The 18,127-nt window shown below is 39.6% G+C and carries 9 protein-coding genes; 5 read left to right on the top strand and 4 right to left on the bottom strand.

The features are described from left to right. Positions 1–22: 22 nt before the first annotated feature. The 3 genes from XYLOR_RS08100 to XYLOR_RS08090 form a co-directional block, all read right to left on the bottom strand. Positions 23–985, bottom strand: coding sequence for a type I phosphomannose isomerase catalytic subunit (locus XYLOR_RS08100; RefSeq protein ID WP_036878330.1), 963 nt, complete (start codon positions 983–985; stop codon positions 23–25). A gap of 85 nt (positions 986–1,070) precedes the next feature. Beyond that, entirely contained in the window at positions 1,071–2,966 is a 1,896-nt protein-coding gene (gene dxs / locus XYLOR_RS08095) for a 1-deoxy-D-xylulose-5-phosphate synthase (RefSeq protein WP_036878328.1), read from the bottom strand. Between the two features lie 386 nt (positions 2,967–3,352). Next, positions 3,353–4,219 (bottom strand): lysophospholipid acyltransferase family protein, encoded by an 867-nt coding sequence (locus XYLOR_RS08090; protein WP_036878326.1) that lies wholly within the window; start codon positions 4,217–4,219, stop codon positions 3,353–3,355. A gap of 311 nt (positions 4,220–4,530) precedes the next feature. Between XYLOR_RS08090 and XYLOR_RS08085 the strand changes: the two genes are divergently transcribed. After that, positions 4,531–5,445 (top strand): 2-dehydropantoate 2-reductase, encoded by a 915-nt coding sequence (locus tag XYLOR_RS08085; RefSeq protein WP_036878325.1) that lies wholly within the window; start codon positions 4,531–4,533, stop codon positions 5,443–5,445. A gap of 64 nt (positions 5,446–5,509) precedes the next feature. Here the strand turns inward: XYLOR_RS08085 and XYLOR_RS08080 are convergent, their stop codons facing one another. Further along, positions 5,510–6,409 carry a diaminopimelate dehydrogenase gene (locus XYLOR_RS08080; RefSeq protein WP_036878323.1) on the bottom strand — a complete coding sequence of 300 codons (900 nt, stop codon included), beginning with the start codon at positions 6,407–6,409 and terminating at the stop codon, positions 5,510–5,512. Between the two features lie 258 nt (positions 6,410–6,667). On the opposite strand from XYLOR_RS08080, the gene ruvA reads away from it, so the two are divergent. The 4 genes from ruvA to XYLOR_RS08060 all read left to right on the top strand — a co-directional run bounded on the left by ruvA (position 6,668) and on the right by XYLOR_RS08060 (position 18,102). Next, positions 6,668–7,270: a Holliday junction branch migration protein RuvA gene (ruvA, locus tag XYLOR_RS08075; protein WP_036878321.1), complete on the top strand. Its 603-nt coding sequence runs from the start codon at positions 6,668–6,670 to the stop codon at positions 7,268–7,270. Next, positions 7,267–14,760 (top strand): T9SS outer membrane translocon Sov/SprA, encoded by a 7,494-nt coding sequence (sov, locus tag XYLOR_RS08070; protein WP_036878319.1) that lies wholly within the window; start codon positions 7,267–7,269, stop codon positions 14,758–14,760. The genes ruvA and sov overlap by 4 nt, the downstream gene beginning before the upstream one ends. A gap of 1,137 nt (positions 14,761–15,897) precedes the next feature. Then, a complete protein-coding gene (locus XYLOR_RS13810; RefSeq protein ID WP_154655707.1) occupies positions 15,898–16,134 on the top strand; it encodes a hypothetical protein in 237 nt (78 codons plus the stop codon). Positions 16,135–16,338: 204 nt separating this feature from the next. Then, positions 16,339–18,102, top strand: a complete 1,764-nt coding sequence (locus XYLOR_RS08060) for a fimbrial protein (RefSeq protein WP_154655706.1) — start codon at positions 16,339–16,341, stop codon at positions 18,100–18,102. The last annotated feature ends 25 nt before the right edge of the window (positions 18,103–18,127 follow it).

Below are 18,127 nucleotides of genomic sequence, written 5' to 3'. Positions count from 1 at the left end.
AAACTCTTATGTGTAAGTCTGTTTACACGTAAGTCTCAATAAATTTTATTTCTCCTTTTACTTTTATCCAGTTAGTTGTAGCAGGTATAAGTATTGTTTCACCTGCCCTAAGTCCTATTTCGTTCCCTTCATTATCTGTTATTTTCCCCTCACCTTTTAGGCATACCAGAATTACGAAACTGTCAAGTTCTGAATAATCTATTGTCATATCCTCCTGCAAATCGTAGACTGCTGTTTTAAAGTACTGGCACTGTATAAGTGATGTACCTCTGTTCTTTGTTGGTACATAATCAGTATGATAGTTTGGATATACAGAGAAATCTATGCATTCTGCAGCCTCTTTTGTATGCAGTTGTCGATAGTTTCCATCTTTGTCTTTTCTGTTAAAGTCGTATATACGATAAGTAACATCACTTGTCTGTTGTATCTCTGCAAGAAAACATCCGACTCCTATACTGTGTATACGTCCGGCAGGCAGAAAGAAACAGTCTCCTTCTTTCACATTATATTCAGCTATGGCATCGCAGATAGTACCATTCTCTACCATAATTTTATATTCTGCTGGAGTAATCTGTTTTTTTAGTCCGATGCGTAATTTTGCCGAAGGTTCTGAGTCCATGATATACCACATTTCAGTTTTGCCATGATCTATTCCTTGATTATGGGCCACCTCATCATTAGGATGTACCTGTATAGACAAGTCCTGACGTGCATCAATAAACTTTATAAGCAACGGGAACTCGTTCTTAAAATGTTTGTAGTTTTCTTCACCTATCAGTTTCCCTTTCAACTTATTCAATAGTTCGTTAATAGTCATACCACAATATTCACCCTCACTCACGGTGCTTTCAGTTCCTTTCAATCCTGAGATTTCCCAGCTCTCTCCAACTTTATCCATGTTGGAATCCAAATGCTTAAAAGGAATAATTTTGTTACCGCCCCATATTGTTTGCTTGAGCAGCGGATTAAATTTTAAAGGTTTCATAATAATCTATATTTATTTGTGACTTAAAAATCTGTCCGGAAAAAAGGAGCTAATATTACAAGTACTGTAAATATCTCCAAACATCTCATTTTATTAAAGCATTTTTAATACTATCCACGTCAATTCCCACTATTTTATGCAGTTCTTCTACCTTGCCATGTTCTATAAATTCGTCAGGCAGTCCAAGTCGTTTTATCTTTGGTGTATAGTTATGATCATCCATCCATTCTAGCACAGCCGAACCCATTCCGCCGTTGCTTACGCCATCCTCAATAGTTACTATTTTTGAGAAGTTTTCACCAACTTCAGATAAAATCTTTTCATCAAGAGGTTTCAAAAACCTCATGTCATAAAGGGCAATACTTAGATCCGGACGTTCTGTCTCAGCTCTCTTTATTGCAGCTAAAGCATCATTTCCGATTGGTCCTATTGTCAATACCGCTATATCCTTACCATCTTTAAGTTTACGACCGGTACCTACCTTAATAGGCTCGAATGGACATTTCCATTCAATGCAGACACCACGTCCTCTAGGATATCTTATTACGAATGGCCCCATATCTTTAAGCTGAGCTGTATACATCAATTTGCGCAGTTCATGTTCATCCATAGGTGATGATATCGTAAGATTTGGAATTGGTCGTAGAAAAGCCAAGTCAAAAGCTCCATGGTGAGTCGGACCGTCTTCTCCTACCAGACCGGCACGGTCAAGACATATCACTACGTTCAGTTTAAGTATGGCCACATCATGTATGATATTATCATATGCTCGTTGAGAAAAAGCACTGTATATGTTACAGAATGGCAGCAACCCGTCTTTAGCCATACCTCCGGAGAACGTTATAGAGTGCCCTTCTGCGATACCTACATCAAAAGTCCTGTCAGGCATGCTTTTCATCATTATATTCATTGAGCATCCCGAAGGCATAGCAGGCGTCACACCAACTATTTTCTTGTTCTTCTCAGCCAGTTCCAATAGTGTGTTTCCGAATACATCCTGAAATTTCGGAGGAGTTCCACTCGTATCTGTTACTATACGTTCACCTGTGTCTACACAGAACTTCCCTGGAGCATGCCATATCGTAGCCGCCTTTTCTGCAGGTTCGTATCCTTTCCCCTTTTTGGTATGTATATGCAACAGTTTTGGTCCTCGCATATTCTTTATAGAATTGAGTAGTCTTACCAGGTCTATGACATTATGTCCATCAAATGGACCGAAATATCTGATGTCCATGCCTTCAAAAATATTCTGTTGATGGCTGATGGCCGACTTGAATGCATTACTGAGCCTTATAAGTCCCTTTCTTCTGTCGTCAGTCATCATCCCTCTTGAGTATAGCCATTGGGATGCTTTATAACGCAAAGTGTTATAAGTCTCATTAGTGTTCAGCCCCAACAGATATTGTTTCATGCCACCTACGCTGCGGTCGATACTCATATTGTTATCATTAAGAATGATAATCATATTGTTAGGCGTCGTGCTGGCGTTGTTGAGTCCCTCAAAAGCCAATCCTCCACTCATTGCCCCATCTCCAATAATGGCAACTACATGTCTTTTTTCACCCTGTAGTTTAGAAGCAACCGCCATACCTAGTGCCGCCGATATAGAATTAGATGCATGTCCACAAACGAAAGTGTCGTATTCGCTTTCAAAAGGAGACGGGAATGGACGAATTCCATTGAGTTTGCGGTTAGTTTGGAATTGCTCTCTTCTTCCTGTAAGAATCTTGTGTCCGTAAGCCTGATGCCCCACATCCCATACTATGCGGTCGTAAGGGGTATTAAAAACATAATGTAAAGCCACTGTAAGTTCTACGACGCCAAGGCTTGACGCCAGATGTCCGGGGTTTACTGACAATTCGTTTATTATATCTTGTCTTAATTCAGCACAAAGCTCAGGTAGTTGTTCTATCTTAAGTTCGCGTAAATCTGATGGGTAATTTATCTTTTTAAGAAGTCCCAATGTCTTATGTTCTTCCATTAATTGTTCATAATTATAATGCAAACTTACACAAAATTATCGACTTATCAAACGGGCACATGATAAAAATACAAATTCCAATTAAAAAAGTTGAAAATGTACGTAAAAACGAACTGATTATATATGTGATAAAAATATTATTGTACTCTCAAAAAAAAACCTACACCACGTATATTTTAAGTTCTAGATTATAATTCATCAATTATTATCCTCTATGTGTTTAGGGAGGTGCCACAAAGTGACGGAAAATACGATTTTCCATATTTTTCATCACATACCCTGCTTTCTGGACACCCCTTTAAATCCCTCAAGAGGGAAGAATATTCGTACCTACGAAATTCTTAATGACGATAATTTCGTAGATATTTTGCATAAGCTATTATATGTTATCTCTTCCATCGTTTATGAGTCCATAACCAGCAACTGGGGTCATCTTGGATATTTTGTTCCAATAGTTCAATATACTTTTTTGTGATCCCAAAATGTTGGGTATCTTTTGCATTCTCACAAATCGGTTGACAAACAGCCTCAAAAAAACCTCTTCGTTTTCGTGTCAGATAGATATATACAACTGCCGAGTGGGTTGCACAGGCTAACTTTTCAGGTCCGGATAACACGGATGTCATCTGATTTAGAAACGTCATCTGATAATCCACGTTTATCTTTTTCGGACATTGATCGGCAATTAATAAGTAAAGTGACGGTTTGTCTTTATTTGACAGAATATGTTTTGCTACTGATTTTGATTCTATTAGGTGCATACCGAAACGACCTCTTATATCAAACATGAGTTTATTAAATATCGGTACTCTTATTCGTTTGTAACCAGAATAAACATCTGTGTTGATTTTAGAGGGGAGGCAATTTAATATTTCCCAGTTGGTGCAATGCCCTAAGCATGCAATGACATTGTTACCTTTTTCTACTTGCTCCTCAACAAACTCGAATCCTTTTATATCTAACTTGCAAGTTTGTTTTAGAGGTGAAATAGATATACTTTTTACTACTTCCGCAAACATATCCGAAAAGTTTTGGTAGAATTCTTTTTCTATGGATTGTATCTCCTTATACTTCTTATTAGGAAATGCCCTTGACATGTTTTGAATGGTTACTTCTTCTCTGTAATTCGATAGCTTAAAAATAATAATAAAAATTAAATCTGATATTTTGTATAGAACGTTCATTGGCATAGTACTAAATAAATATAGTACTGAGAAAAGCGTCTGATAAGTAAGTTTTGTAATATAATTCATTATTCTTCTTTGGCAAAAGTATAGTATACCCTTTCTTTATTTAGGCAGGATTTATACCAGGCTACGGCCATGCCATTGGCGAGCTATTTTTGACTGCGCAAAATTATGCATTTATTTCCTTACTCCAAAGCATTTTTAGATATTTCTTATATATCCATACAATATTCTTTTTCTGAAATAAGTTTGTCAATACTTTGGCGTGGTTTATTGTAGTTATAAAACTTTTAGTTACAAAATAATAAATGTTTGTCTTTGTGCATGTAATTTGCATATATTTTATATAACTTTGCACAACCAACAAAAAATAAATTATGATATACGGGATAATAGGAACAGGAGCCATAGGTGGATTCTATGGCGGGAAACTTGCAAATGCAGGCAAGGATGTACATTTTTTACTGCATAGTGATTATGAATATGTATGCCAACATGGGCTTCAGGTAGACTCTTTCGATGGAGATTTCCATCTGGATAATGTTAATGCTTACAAGAACACACAAGATATGCCGAAGTGTGATGTAGTAATGGTAAGTCTTAAGTCTACCAATAACAGGTTGTTGAAAACTATGTTGCCACCATTACTGAAGCCACATACTCTTGTATTGCTTATACAAAACGGTATAGGTCTGGAACAGGATTTGCAAAATGAATTCCCTGATATTTATATCGCTGCAGGACTTGCTTTTATATGTTCGACAAAGACAGAACCGGGGCACGTTCAAAATCAATCATATGGCAATATAAACATAGGCAACTATTCTTGCAAGGACCAGAGTATAATAGATCTTATGGTAGCAGACCTTAATAGTGCAGGGGTTAAGGCTAAAGAGGTTGAGTATAATGAGGCCAGATGGAAAAAGGCTGTGTGGAATATGCCTTTCAATGGAATGACGGTTGCGCTTAATACACAAACTGACAAACTCATTGCTGATGAAAATTCAGCAGCTCTGATGCGCGATCTTATCATGGAGGTTATCGATGCTGCCCGACATTTGGGCGTAAAGAATATTGATAGTTCTTTCGCAGACGTAATTATAAATATGACACGTGATATGGAACCTTATTCACCAAGTATGAAATTGGATTATGACTTTCATCGTCCGATGGAAATTTATTATCTCTATAGTCGTCCTATTGAGGAGGCAAGGAAGGTAGGATTCCGCATGCCGAAACTGGAGATGCTGGAGGCAGAATTGAAATTCTTGGAAAGAAAAGAAAGTAAATAGATATGAAACAGAAAAAGGCATCCAATAGACGGGTGCCTTTTTCTGTTTATTATAAGTATGATCTTTATACCAATGTGCTGATCAGATCTTCGCGATCACCCGCAAGCATATCAATAACAGGCAATTCTATCATTGTATAGCAACCTGGCTGCTGACGCATTGATGCACGGGCTACATTGACAAGTACCTGACCTGTTAGAGCGGGATTGTTGATGCTCATGTCAAACTCCAGGCGCTGGTTCTGAGTTTTGCCGCTTACGCCTTTACGTACTAGGTTTACGCCATGGCCCATATCACGCACATCATCTACAGATGTTACTTGGAATACGTGTGTCTCATCGTTTGCAAAGTAAGGATCTGCCTTGATGGCTTTAGTTACTTCTTCGAGAGATGCACCATCTTCTAGTTCTACATATACCATACGGCGATGTATACCCTCACCCTTAGGGATAGTCATTGACAGGGCATTCTTTACACCTGCTTTAGAACGTACACATACAGAATGGCCCATACTCATACCCGGACCGAAGTTGGTATAAGAAAGTCCTTTTGGCGCAAGGCTTTGCATTAATGTACGTACGATACTGTCAGATCCCGGGTCCCAGCCGGCAGCTATTACAGACACCGCATTGTGCTCTTTGCATATAGGCATAAGGTTGGCACGATACTGACGGATGTTGGTGTGGATGTCAAAACTGTCAACTGTGTTGATACCAAGCGGAAGAATACTCTTGGCATATTCCTCACAACTGCGTGTAGGAGTGGCAAGAATGGCTACGTCTACATCTTTCAGTTCTTTAATATCCTTTACTACATCATATTTTGATAATTCCTGTGGCTTGTCTGCTGCGCCGTTACGACGTACTATACCTGCTATTTCGAAGTCTTCGGCTGCTTCGAGAGCCTCGACAGTATACTGTCCGATGTTACCGTAGCCTACTACGGCTGCTCTAATCTTTTTCATAATCTTTTATTGGTTTAAAATATTTGTTCCAAGTTTGCTGTTGCAAAAATACAGTTTTTCTGCTAAAAACATATTATTGTATATACTTTTTTTGATAAAATGGTATAAAAGTTGTAAAGTGTAAGTTATATGACTTTATTATTGATAAATCGTAAGTTGACGTTGTGCGATAGCCCCACTTGCACCTAAAACATATGGAATACAATAAAAGCAGCCTCTAATCGTTATGATATTGTATATACAGAAAAAATAAAAATTATGATTGAATATGTAAAGGGCGAGCTGGCAGAGTTAACGCCTGCTATGGCTGTAGTCGATACCGGAGGCGTGGGCTATGGACTGAATATATCGCTAAACACCTATACTGCCATACAGGGCAAAAAGGAGGTAAAACTGTTTGTTTATGAGGCTGTTCGTGAAGATGCCTACGTACTTTACGGATTTTCTGATAAGCAGGAGCGAAACTTGTTCTTATTGCTGATAAGTGTTTCGGGTGTTGGTGCAAACACTGCGCGTATGATACTTTCGTCTATGAGTCCATCAGAACTCTGCGACTATATATCTACCGGTAATGAAAAAGTACTTAAGGGTATTAAGGGCATAGGATTGAAGACTGCACAGAGAATAATAGTAGACCTCAGGGATAAGATTGTCACTCTAGGCATTACTACCGAGATACCTACCGGTGGTTCTATGTCAGCTCCTGTCAATAATGAGGTGAAGGATGAGGCATTAAGTGCTCTCGCTATGCTTGGATTTTCACCTGCCCCTTCTCAAAAAGTTGTTGTTAAAATATTGCAGGAGCAGCCTGATGCAGCAGTAGAGACTGTTGTAAAATTGGCTCTGAAGCAGATTAAATGAAACATCTGAAACTGATTTTGTCTGTATTGGTATTATTTCTGAGCATCAACATAGCAGAGATGTTCGGATGGGATAGAATACTTGTACAGCAAAATCAGCAACAGAAACAGCAAATAAACAATAGCCTTCCACAAAATAGGCAAAAGAGGCTAAAACCATTGGCCGATTCGGTAATGGATCCGCGATGGAAGATACAACGTACAGTACCTATAGTGTTGAGTGATCTTGACCAGAATACACTTGATCTGAAGCGACCTGATAACTTGCAGGAAAGCGTAGAATATAATGATTCGCTTAATCTGTATTATATTGGTTCGAAGATGGGTGGCACTTATATCAATGCTCCTATTATTATGACGCCCGAAGAGTATAGACTGTGGAGTCTTAGAAGACAAATTAACGAGTATTTTAAGAAAAAAAATGAGGATGAGCGCAAAACTGGGGGTAAGGATAAGTTCTCTTTCTCGGATATGCAGTTTGATTTGGGACCGGCCGAAAAGATTTTTGGTCCCGGTGGTGTACGCATAAAGACACAGGGTTCTGCCGAACTTAAATTCGGCGCTACAATGAAAAACATAGATAATCCATCGCTTCCGATACGTAACAGGAAGACCACTACGATGGATTTTGACGAAAAGATAAACCTCAATGTTAATGGTAAGGTGGGGGATAAACTTAACATGAACCTTAACTATAACACTGATGCTACATTCGACTTCGATGCAAAAAACATAAAACTGAAATATGAGGGTAAGGAGGATGATATAATAAAACTGGTTGAGGCCGGTAATGTGTCTTTTCCAAGCAATTCATCACTTATAACAGGTGCCAGTTCGCTGTTTGGTATACGTACCGACATGCAGTTTGGCAAGTTGAAACTGCAGACGGTGGTTTCGCAGAAGAAATCAACCTCAAAGAGTGTCTCTACCAAAGGTGGAACTCAGTTGACTCCCTTTGATATTGATGCCGCCAACTATGAAGAGAACCGCCATTTCTTCTTGTCAGGTTATTTTCGCGGGATATATGACAATGCAATGTCCAGATTGCCTAATCTTACTACCGGTATCATTATCAACCGTGTTGAGATATGGGTTACTAATAAGACAGGAACAACTGATAATACTCGTAATATCATTGCTCTTACTGATCTTGGTGAGAATGCTAAAGTATCTAATCATATTTGGACTACAACCGGTCTGTCTGTACCAAGCAATAATGCTAATACAGAGTATAGTACTATTGCCAATAATTATGGTGATGCAAGAAATATAGACCAGACCAATACTGTGTTAGACGGCATAAATGGGTTCGTAGGGGGTGCTGACTATGAAAAACTTGAGAGTGCCAGATTGCTGTCTCCGTCTGAATATTCAGTGAATACTTCTTTGGGATATGTTTCGCTCAAGACGTCTCTGCAAACCGATCAGGTGCTTGCCGTGGCTTACGAATATACTTATGGTGGTGTAACATATCAGGTGGGAGAGTTCGCTGCTGATAACACAGATACCAATAAAGCTCTTTTCGTGAAGTCGCTTAAGAATACCAGTAACAATCCACAACAGGGCAACTGGGACCTGATGATGAAGAACGTATACTATCTGGCATCGAATGTAGAAAAAGAAAAGTTCCGCTTGGATGTGAAGTACCAGAGTGATACTACCGGCGTGTATCTCACATATATACCAGAAGTGCATGTTAAGGACCAGACTCTGCTTAAGGTGATAGGGGCTGACCGTCTGGATAACAACAACAGGCCTAACAGCAACGGGTACTTTGACTATGTAGATGGATATACTGTAAGCAATGGCAGGGTATTTCTGCCTAAAGTAGAACCTTTTGGCCGTTCGCTGTATACTTATCTTACAGGGAAGGGTGTGCCTGTTGATATAGCCAAGAAGTATGTCTTTCAAGAGCTATACGACTCTACCAAAACCACGGCAAAACAGATAGCTGAAAGGGATAAGTATGAACTGGTGGGTCAGTTTAAGGGTTCGTCGGCCAACGTCATATCGTTGGGTGCATATAATGTGCCGCAAGGTTCGGTGGTTGTTACAGCGGGTGGCGTGAAACTTACTGAGGGCGTAGACTATGCTGTCGACTATTCGGCGGGTGAGGTAACAATCCTTAACCAGAGTATAATTGATGCAGGCACAGGTGTTAATGTTTCGTTGGAGAGTAATACTGACTATGGTCAAACTCGTAAAACGATGCTTGGACTAAACTGGGAGTACGACTTTACCAAAGATTTCCAGATGAGCGGTACTGTGCAGCATCTGTCCGAGCAGTCTCTTACATCCAAGGTCTCTATGGGTTCGGAACCGCTCAATAATACTCTTTGGGGCGTAAACATAAACTGGAAGAAACAGAGCCAGTGGCTTACCGATATGCTTGACAAGATACCGTTTCTGCACTGTACAGCTCCATCACAGATATCCTTCACGGGTGAGTTCGCCCAACTAATAGCCGGGCAGGTTAGGGGTACACAGGATAATGCTTCGTATCTGGATGATTTTGAAAATACAAAAAACTCTATAGATGTGTCTACACCTACATCGTGGATAATATCCAGTGTGCCGTCTATGTTTCCTGAACATTCAGACAAAACTACTGTGGCAAGTGGATACAACCGTGCCTTGCTGGCTTGGTATAACATAGACCCTCTGTTCACAAGGCGTAGCAGTTCTCTTACTCCGGGGTATATCAAGAGTGATCTTGATCAGCTCAGCAATCATTATGTGCGTGAGGTTTATGTCAACGAACTGTATCCCAACCGTCAGACTAACTCTTACTCCGGGGTTTCCAATACCTTGCCTATCCTCAACCTTGCTTATTATCCATCCCAACGCGGACCGTATAATCTTATTACAGAACTTAACCCTGACGGTACTCTTCTTAATCCATCGAAACGCTGGGGCGGAATGATGAGAAAACTTGATACCAACGATTTTGAGAGTGCTAATATAGAATATATAGAATTCTGGATGCTTGACCCATTTATATATAGTGATAGAAGTAGTGACGCAGCCAACTATGGTGGCGATTTCTATATCAACCTGGGTGAGGTGAGCGAGGACGTGTTGCATGATGGCAAAAAATTCTATGAGAGTGGCATGCCTGTTGACGGTACAGGTGGGTTTGTCACTACCCAATGGGGTAAGATTCCTACTCAAGCTACCACTACATATGCCTTTGCTACCACATCAGGGTCCAGAGCCAAGCAGGACGTCGGATTCAACGGACTGACTGATTCTGAAGAACAGACTTTTGGGGCTTATAAGGATTTCCTTAATACGATACATGGCAAGGTAGCTCCTGCTGTATACGATTCTATTTATGCCGACCCTGCTAATGATGATTATCATTATTTTCGTGGCTCAGATTATGATCAGAACAAGACATCTATACTTGACAGATATAAGCGTATAAATAATCCTGAGGGTAATTCTCCTGACAGTGAACAAAATAAGGAGAGTTATGACACATCTTACAAGACGGGTCCTGATGTTGAGGATATCAATCAGGATTATACGCTCAATGAATACGAGAAATATTATCAGTATCATGTCAAAATAAAACCGGGTCAAAACAATTGGGAGGTAGGACAGAACTATATAGTAGACAAGCGTACAGCCAGTGTGGCTCTGCGTAATGGAAAAACAGAGGATGTAACGTGGTATCAATTCCGTATTCCGCTGAGTGAGTATGAATCTAAAGTGGGTTCTATCAATGATTTCACATCCATACGTTTTATGCGTATGTTCATGACCGGATTTAAGAAACCTATCGTACTCCGTTTCGGTTCGTTTGATCTGGTACGTGGAGAATGGAGAACCTATAATCAGCAGTTGTCTAATTCATCGTCAGGTCAAGGTGGTACTATGGCTGTGAGTGCTGTGAGTGTGGAAGAAAACAGCGAGAAAACACCTGTAAACTATGTGGTGCCTCCCGGTATCAGTAGGGTGGTTGACCCTTCTCAGCCACAGCTTACTGAGAACAACGAACAGGCATTAAGTCTGATGGTATCTAATCTGGCTACAGGAGAGGCAAAGGGCGTGTATAAGAACACTACTACAGACTTGCGTCAGTATAAGCGTCTGGAGATGTTTGTGCATGCCAATGCAAATGATCCCAATACTACTAATCTTGCGGATAATGACCTATCTGTATTCATTCGTTTGGGTAGTGACTACAAAAGCAACTATTACGAATATGAGATACCTCTAAAACTTACTACTGCAGGTACATATGGCCAGTATAGTACAGCCGACCGCTTAAAAGTTTGGCCTGTGGATAACATGTTGGATATAAACCTAAGCATATTCACAGCCCTTAAGAAAGCCCGAAACAAGCAGAAGTCAATGGGGCATGCTTCGTTCAATTATATATTTAGCAATTACGATAGCGATCATCCTAACAATAAGATCAGCATAATAGGTAACCCTACACTTGGCGAAGTTAAGGTTATGATAATCGGGGTGAAGAACAATTCTGCTTCTATTAAATCAGGTGAAGTCTGGGTTAATGAATTGCGCCTCAAAGGTTATGACAATACAGGTGGATGGGCAGCTCAGGGTAGTCTTAATATGCAGTTGTCTGATGTTGGTCAGGTCAATATGACGGGCAAGTATATATCTCAGGGGTTTGGTGGATTGGAACAGGGGGTGAACGAACGTACCACTGATGACTATAAGGAATACAGTGTTACCACTAATGTGGAACTGGGCAAGTTCTTTCCTGATAAGGCAAAGGTTACCGCCCCTCTTTATTACAGTGTAACCAAGGAGCAGAGTAAACCAAAGTATAATCCGATGGATACGGATATGAAACTTGATGATGCGTTGGATGCATGCTCAACAAAGGCTGAACGGGATTCTCTTAAGAGTATTGCGATTACAAATACCACCAATACCAACCTGTCTCTGTCTAATGTTAATTTCGGTGTCCGTTTCGACAAGCGCCATCCTATGCCTTACGATCCTGCCAACTTCTCGTTTTCTTACAGTCACAGTCATAGATATACCAGTGGCGAGACTACTGTATACGAGAAAGAGGATAACTGGCGTGGCATGCTCAACTACAATTATTCTCCTATATATAAGACTTTCCAGCCTCTTAACAATTTGATTAAGAGCAACAGCAAATGGTTTGACCTGCCTAAACAGATAGGCTTGAATTATCTGCCTCAGAATATAGGCTTCAGCAGTGAGATTACACGTAATTATTATGAATTGCAGGAGCGTGATATGGAAAGTTCTGTCAATACCAAACTGCCTCTGACATTCAGTGAACAGTTTCTGTGGAATCGTGAATTCTCTCTCAGGTGGGATTTTACCAATAATCTGCATATGTCGTTCCAGTCGGCTACTCATGCTGAGATTGAGGAACCTTACATGCCTATAAACAAAGATCTTTATCCTGATCATTACAGTGCATGGAAAGACTCTGTGTGGACCAGCATAAAGCATTGGGGCAAACCTCTTAATTACAATCAGTCGTTCACTATGTCATATCAGTTGCCAATCAATAAGATACCGGTTTTCGACTGGATTAGTGCCAATGCCACATACTCGGCTACATACAGTTGGGTACGCGGAACGGATATGGATGATGGTACATCGCTCGGCAATACTATCACCAACAACCGTGATGTCAATGTTATGGGGTCGTTTAACATGGAGACTCTTTACGACCATATACCTTTTCTTGCTAAAGTCAACAGAAAATTCCATCAGCCTATACAGAGGCGGACGCGGGATATCAATAAGCAAAATATGCTTCCGATTAATAAGAGTACGTTCGAGAAGGAGGTAGCCTTGCTACCCGGTACTCCGATAACGATAAGCCATGGTAAGAACAGTAGGAAACTCCTGGTCACGGCAAAGACAAAAGACGGCCGGACATACAAGATAAAGTATAAGGTGCTGGATGCAAACAAAATACTGATAAAAAGTAATGACAGTATGATGGTCAAACTTATGGTTAAGGCTAAACCTAATCCTGAAGATAAGGGATGGTATAAGACAACACAGAGTATGGCACGTCTCTTGATGATGGTGCGCAACGTGAGTTTCAGTTACCGCAATCAGTACTCTATGTCTTTACCAGGATTCATGCCTGAAATAGGAGCCGCATTCGGTCAGCGTAAAGGTGATATCATGTCACCGGGATTAGGCTTCGCTTTCGGAATGACAGGCGATGGTTATGTGCAGAAAGCTTTGGAAAACGATTGGCTATTGAGAAACGACAGTGTGTCTACACCTGCTACGACGAATGGTACTGAAGACCTGCAACTGCATATGACACTCGAACCTGTGCGCAACCTGACTGTAGACCTTACCGCCACACGTACACAGACTAAGGCTAAGAGCATACAGTATATGTACAGTGGCCAACCTACCACCCGGAGTGGTACTTTCACTATGACAACAATCAGTCTGAAGGGTGTCTTTGAGGGTACCGGTAATGCCAATAACGGTTATAAGTCGGCCACATTCGACAAGTTCTGTAATTCACTTGATGGCTTTAGAAATAGGGTTGAGGCCGGATATGCCAATGCTGTATATCCTTTGTATTATACAGGTCTGGCAGGTAAAAAGTTTGATGTGGCAAATGGTACTGTCAATAAATACAGTGCTGATGTGATGATACCTGCATTTTTGTCTGCATACACATCCAGTGGCGGTGGTTTGGATATTTTCCCTACACTTGCACGCCTGTTGCCCAACTGGACATTGCGTTACAGTGGCCTGAGCCAGTTGCCTTGGTTTCGAGATCATTTCAGAAGTATCAATATCAACCATGCCTACCGTAGCATTTTCGCCGTTGGCTCATATAGCAGTTTCAGCACTTTTCATGAGTATATGGACGGACTTGGTTTCATAACCGATGCTACCACAGGTAACCCTGTTCCAAGTAGCATGTATAATGTCAGCTCAGTCAGTATCAATGAGTCATTCTGCCCATTGCTGGGTATGGATGTTACGTTCAACAATAATCTGACCTGTAAACTTGAGTACAGGTCTACACGTGTATTAAACCTGAGCATGACGAGTGTTCAGATAAACCAGTCGACCAGTAAAGACTGGGTTCTTGGTATGGGTTATAAACTTAACGACTTCAATCTATTTAATACCCGCAGTCATCATAAAGTTAATACATCCGGTAGTAATTCTAATATCAAGAGTCAGGATAAAAATAATTACATGCAGGGTAGGGATGATGCATTTAATAGCAACCTTAATGTCAGAATGGATGTGTCGTATCGCCGTCAGTCGGCTATAACAAGAGATATTGCTACAATGACCAGTGCTGCCAGTAGCGGCAATACAGCATGGAAGTGGACCTTTAGTGCTGATTATACATTAAGCAGACTTATCACGCTTACTGCTTATTATGACCGTCAGACCAATACTCCTCTGCTAAGCAGTAGCAGCTATCCAATTACCACTCAAGACTTTGGACTGAGTATGAGGTTCTCTCTTACAAGATAAATGGTCCATATTTAATTATTTCTTGATTGCGTTTTGCTTTCAGTCGGAGCTTAAAATGCTGACTGTCAGCTTGTTCGGCTGAAGGCAAATTCTCAACTAGTATAATTATCCGTTTTCGCCGATTATTCCCGGCACGTCCTTATTTATTGGTAAGGATTGTCTAGTATATAATAATTGGTGCGTTTTGCATAGTAAATCAGTGATGTGATGAAAAATATTTATAGATAATCTGTGAGAATAGCTAAACTAATAAGTTCCGAATGCATGTATATCGAATCATAAAAGCTATACTCTGAGAACTTTCGACATACGTCGAATAAGCTTGCGACCTAGGTCAAACGATCGTTCGACCTAGGTCGCAAGCTTGTAAAGCATTGTTTTGGTAATAAAAAGGTATTGCTTTCGTGTATTGAAAAGAGTCCTATTATGAAAACACACAGAAAGGCACAATGAAAATACCCAAAGATGGACAATATAAGTCCCATAAAAATTGCCTTCAGCCGAATAAACTTATAGTCAGTAACTTAAGTACCGACTGAAGGCAAAAAAGAAATAACTTTTTCAATATAAAATAATTTATCATTACATAAACGGGACAGTGATTAAAGTGTAATAACGTGAAATTAATGTTTGTTATTACCTAGTATTTGTTCTTTATTTCCACATTAATAACCTAAATTACGTATTTTATTAATTTATCGGTATAAAAATTTGTTTTATTTTTCAAATAGACATACCTTTGAATTTACAAAAAAAATTAATAAAAAGATATGAAAGAAGTGGGTGTTAAATATGTTAATATGTTTGCGAAATTGAATAATTTTGCTAACACACACACACACACACCTATATAGGCTCTTAATTTTTTTGAAGAAGATATATTATATATCTTCAAAAAAATGGTTGTTTTTATTTTTCTGTAGTTATTGTTATGCATGGAATTTTAATGTTTTAGCTAATGGCCTTTATAATTTCTTGGCCGTTATAAGCCTTTGTGTGCTTTTATCAAAATTACATTACCAAACTATTTATAAATTACCATTGCTTTTAACAAAGAAGCATAGTATTTCTGATAATAATAAATTTAAAATTATAATCAGGAATAATATAACATTATCAATTTTTATGAATAAGATTATGAAAAAAAAATCTTTTAGAATTAGTGATATAGCGTTATTGGCTTTATCTATGTCTGGCTTTTTTACATCTTGTAATAACGAATATCTAGTTAATACCAATAAACAAATAGGGGATCTGACATTAAAATTTACACTAAACCCTCAAACACGTGGTGCAGTCTATAAAGATCCGGGTATAGTCACAGAAAATAAACGATGTAATGATACCATAGAACAACAAGCATCATGCTGTTAATATGATGAACGAAGAAGTAGATATGGGTCGACTCGATTCCTTCCCATTTCTATTATCTCGCAGTGCCGACTAATATGTTCTCAGCGGAGACTCCCCCGGGTAGGCACTTGTGGTCGTGAGATTACAACGGTCATAGACTATGGCATGATGCTTTTAAAATTGAATTATGAGAATAAAATATTATTAAAGAATAAAATGAAATATATGTACTACATATTAAAACTATTAGCAGTATGTACACTTCTTATCTCGTGTGGATCAGAGACATCTGTATCTGAAGATGACATTTCGGAATCTTCATTGATACACTTGTCTCTGACATCCAATAAAACAGGTAATGGTAATATTAATACAAGGGCTAATGGAACTCTGCCTACAGATAATGGAGCGACGGCCGGTAATAACGAAGGCTATATTAATCATGTGTGTGCAGCATTGTTCGATACATCAGACCGTCTTGTTACTCTCCATGAGTATGATTATGCCAGGGGTTCTACAGAGACTATTGTAACCCGCAAGGATGCTACCCGGATGCTTGTATTTGCCAATGTACCGCTAGGTGTTTTCTCGGGTAAATACACTCTTAATGATTTCTATACAGTATCACAGAATTTGGGGTATACCACATCCGTAGACGGCAAGAGTATGACAGGGGTTACCACAGCAAACTCTCAGAGTATGAAGTCCCTGCCGATGTTGTCAGCAGTGCAGTCACTTGACTGGTCTTCCGGTGCAGTCCTTAATCCAACCGTAGGTCTTACCCGTATGGTAGCGCGCGTTGCACTGACAAGCCTTACCAAGACTTTCAGCGGTCCATATTCAGGTTGCAGCTTTACACCCACGGAAGTCTTTATGTATAATGCAAGCAACCAGCTTACCAATTGGAGTACACAGACAGTTTCGGGTAATGTAAGCGGAGAGAACACAGGTGCCAATGCCAACACCTTATATCTGGGCAGTGGCAAAATAAGTACTTATAGCGATCCATACTATTTCTATGTGTTCCCTCATAGCAGCACCAATCCTACAAAACTGGTAATAAAGGGCACCTTCAAGACTAATAGTGGCAGTACATACACCACCTACTATCCAATAACTGTAAACAGTAGTGCAAGTGGCAATATTATCTCGGCAGTACCATCAAGTACGGGTGATTCAAAGATAAGTCCTAATACTACTTATGACCTATCTGTAACTCTGAATGGTACGGGTGTAGCGAATGTGTCAGATGAACTTATTCCAACCAATGTTACCGTAACCACGAGTGTAGCCGGTTATACGAGTGCTACCATTCCTGAATATTTTGGTCCAAAGATAGGAGATATTTTATATTCAGATGGTTCATGCAATAGCTCTCTTATTTCAGGTAATATTCCTATCGCAATCGTATTCAGTACAACAACGAGTGCTGCAGACAAGGCAAAAGGTTTTGTTCATGGTTATGCCATGGCACTAAAGAATGTAAGTAACAGTTTGATTTGGGGACCAGAAGGTTCTACTCCTACCGGAAGTGCAAACACCACATTGGATATTACAGATTATGATGGCCTGACATATACAAGTCTGATAGATAACACTAGTTATCCTGCTGTAGTTGAAAATTATAGTCCTGCACAACTTGCTCCAGATGCAACAAGCGGATGGTATCTACCAAGTATAGGTCAGTGGTATCAGATACTTATAAATCTAGGAGGAATGTCAACAGTATTCCAAGATGATAGAAAAAATGGAACTTTACATTGGGACAATTCGTCAACGGTCTTTGTCAATGCAATAAATGCAGCTATGAATAAAGTAGGAGATGGTAATTATGATCCATTTACGACGGAATATCAATTTTATTGGAGTTCGTCTGAATACGATGCAGATAATGCATATATCCTGCTAATTTCAACTTCTAATAGTCTAGGCCTTACTAATATCGGCAAGAGTGACAATTCCAGCGTTAGACGAGTTATAGCTTTCTGACCTATTTGTTAATATATAGAGAATA

It is taken from the genome of Xylanibacter oryzae DSM 17970 (genome assembly GCF_000585355.1).
In the GTDB taxonomy this organism is placed as follows: Bacteria; Bacteroidota; Bacteroidia; order Bacteroidales; family Bacteroidaceae; genus Prevotella; species Prevotella oryzae.
This window is presented reverse-complemented; position numbering and strand designations above follow the sequence as displayed.

Coding starts and splice junctions, on each gene's coding strand:
- XYLOR_RS13810 (WP_154655707.1), top strand. CDS start 15,898: ATGAAAAAAAAATCTTTTAGAATTAGTGATATAGCGTTATTGGCTTTA.
- XYLOR_RS08090 (WP_036878326.1), bottom strand. CDS start 4,219: ATGAATTATATTACAAAACTTACTTATCAGACGCTTTTCTCAGTACTA.
- sov (WP_036878319.1), top strand. CDS start 7,267: ATGAAACATCTGAAACTGATTTTGTCTGTATTGGTATTATTTCTGAGC.
- ruvA (WP_036878321.1), top strand. CDS start 6,668: ATGATTGAATATGTAAAGGGCGAGCTGGCAGAGTTAACGCCTGCTATG.
- XYLOR_RS08080 (WP_036878323.1), bottom strand. CDS start 6,409: ATGAAAAAGATTAGAGCAGCCGTAGTAGGCTACGGTAACATCGGACAG.
- dxs (WP_036878328.1), bottom strand. CDS start 2,966: ATGGAAGAACATAAGACATTGGGACTTCTTAAAAAGATAAATTACCCA.
- XYLOR_RS08100 (WP_036878330.1), bottom strand. CDS start 985: ATGAAACCTTTAAAATTTAATCCGCTGCTCAAGCAAACAATATGGGGC.
- XYLOR_RS08060 (WP_154655706.1), top strand. CDS start 16,339: ATGTACTACATATTAAAACTATTAGCAGTATGTACACTTCTTATCTCG.
- XYLOR_RS08085 (WP_036878325.1), top strand. CDS start 4,531: ATGATATACGGGATAATAGGAACAGGAGCCATAGGTGGATTCTATGGC.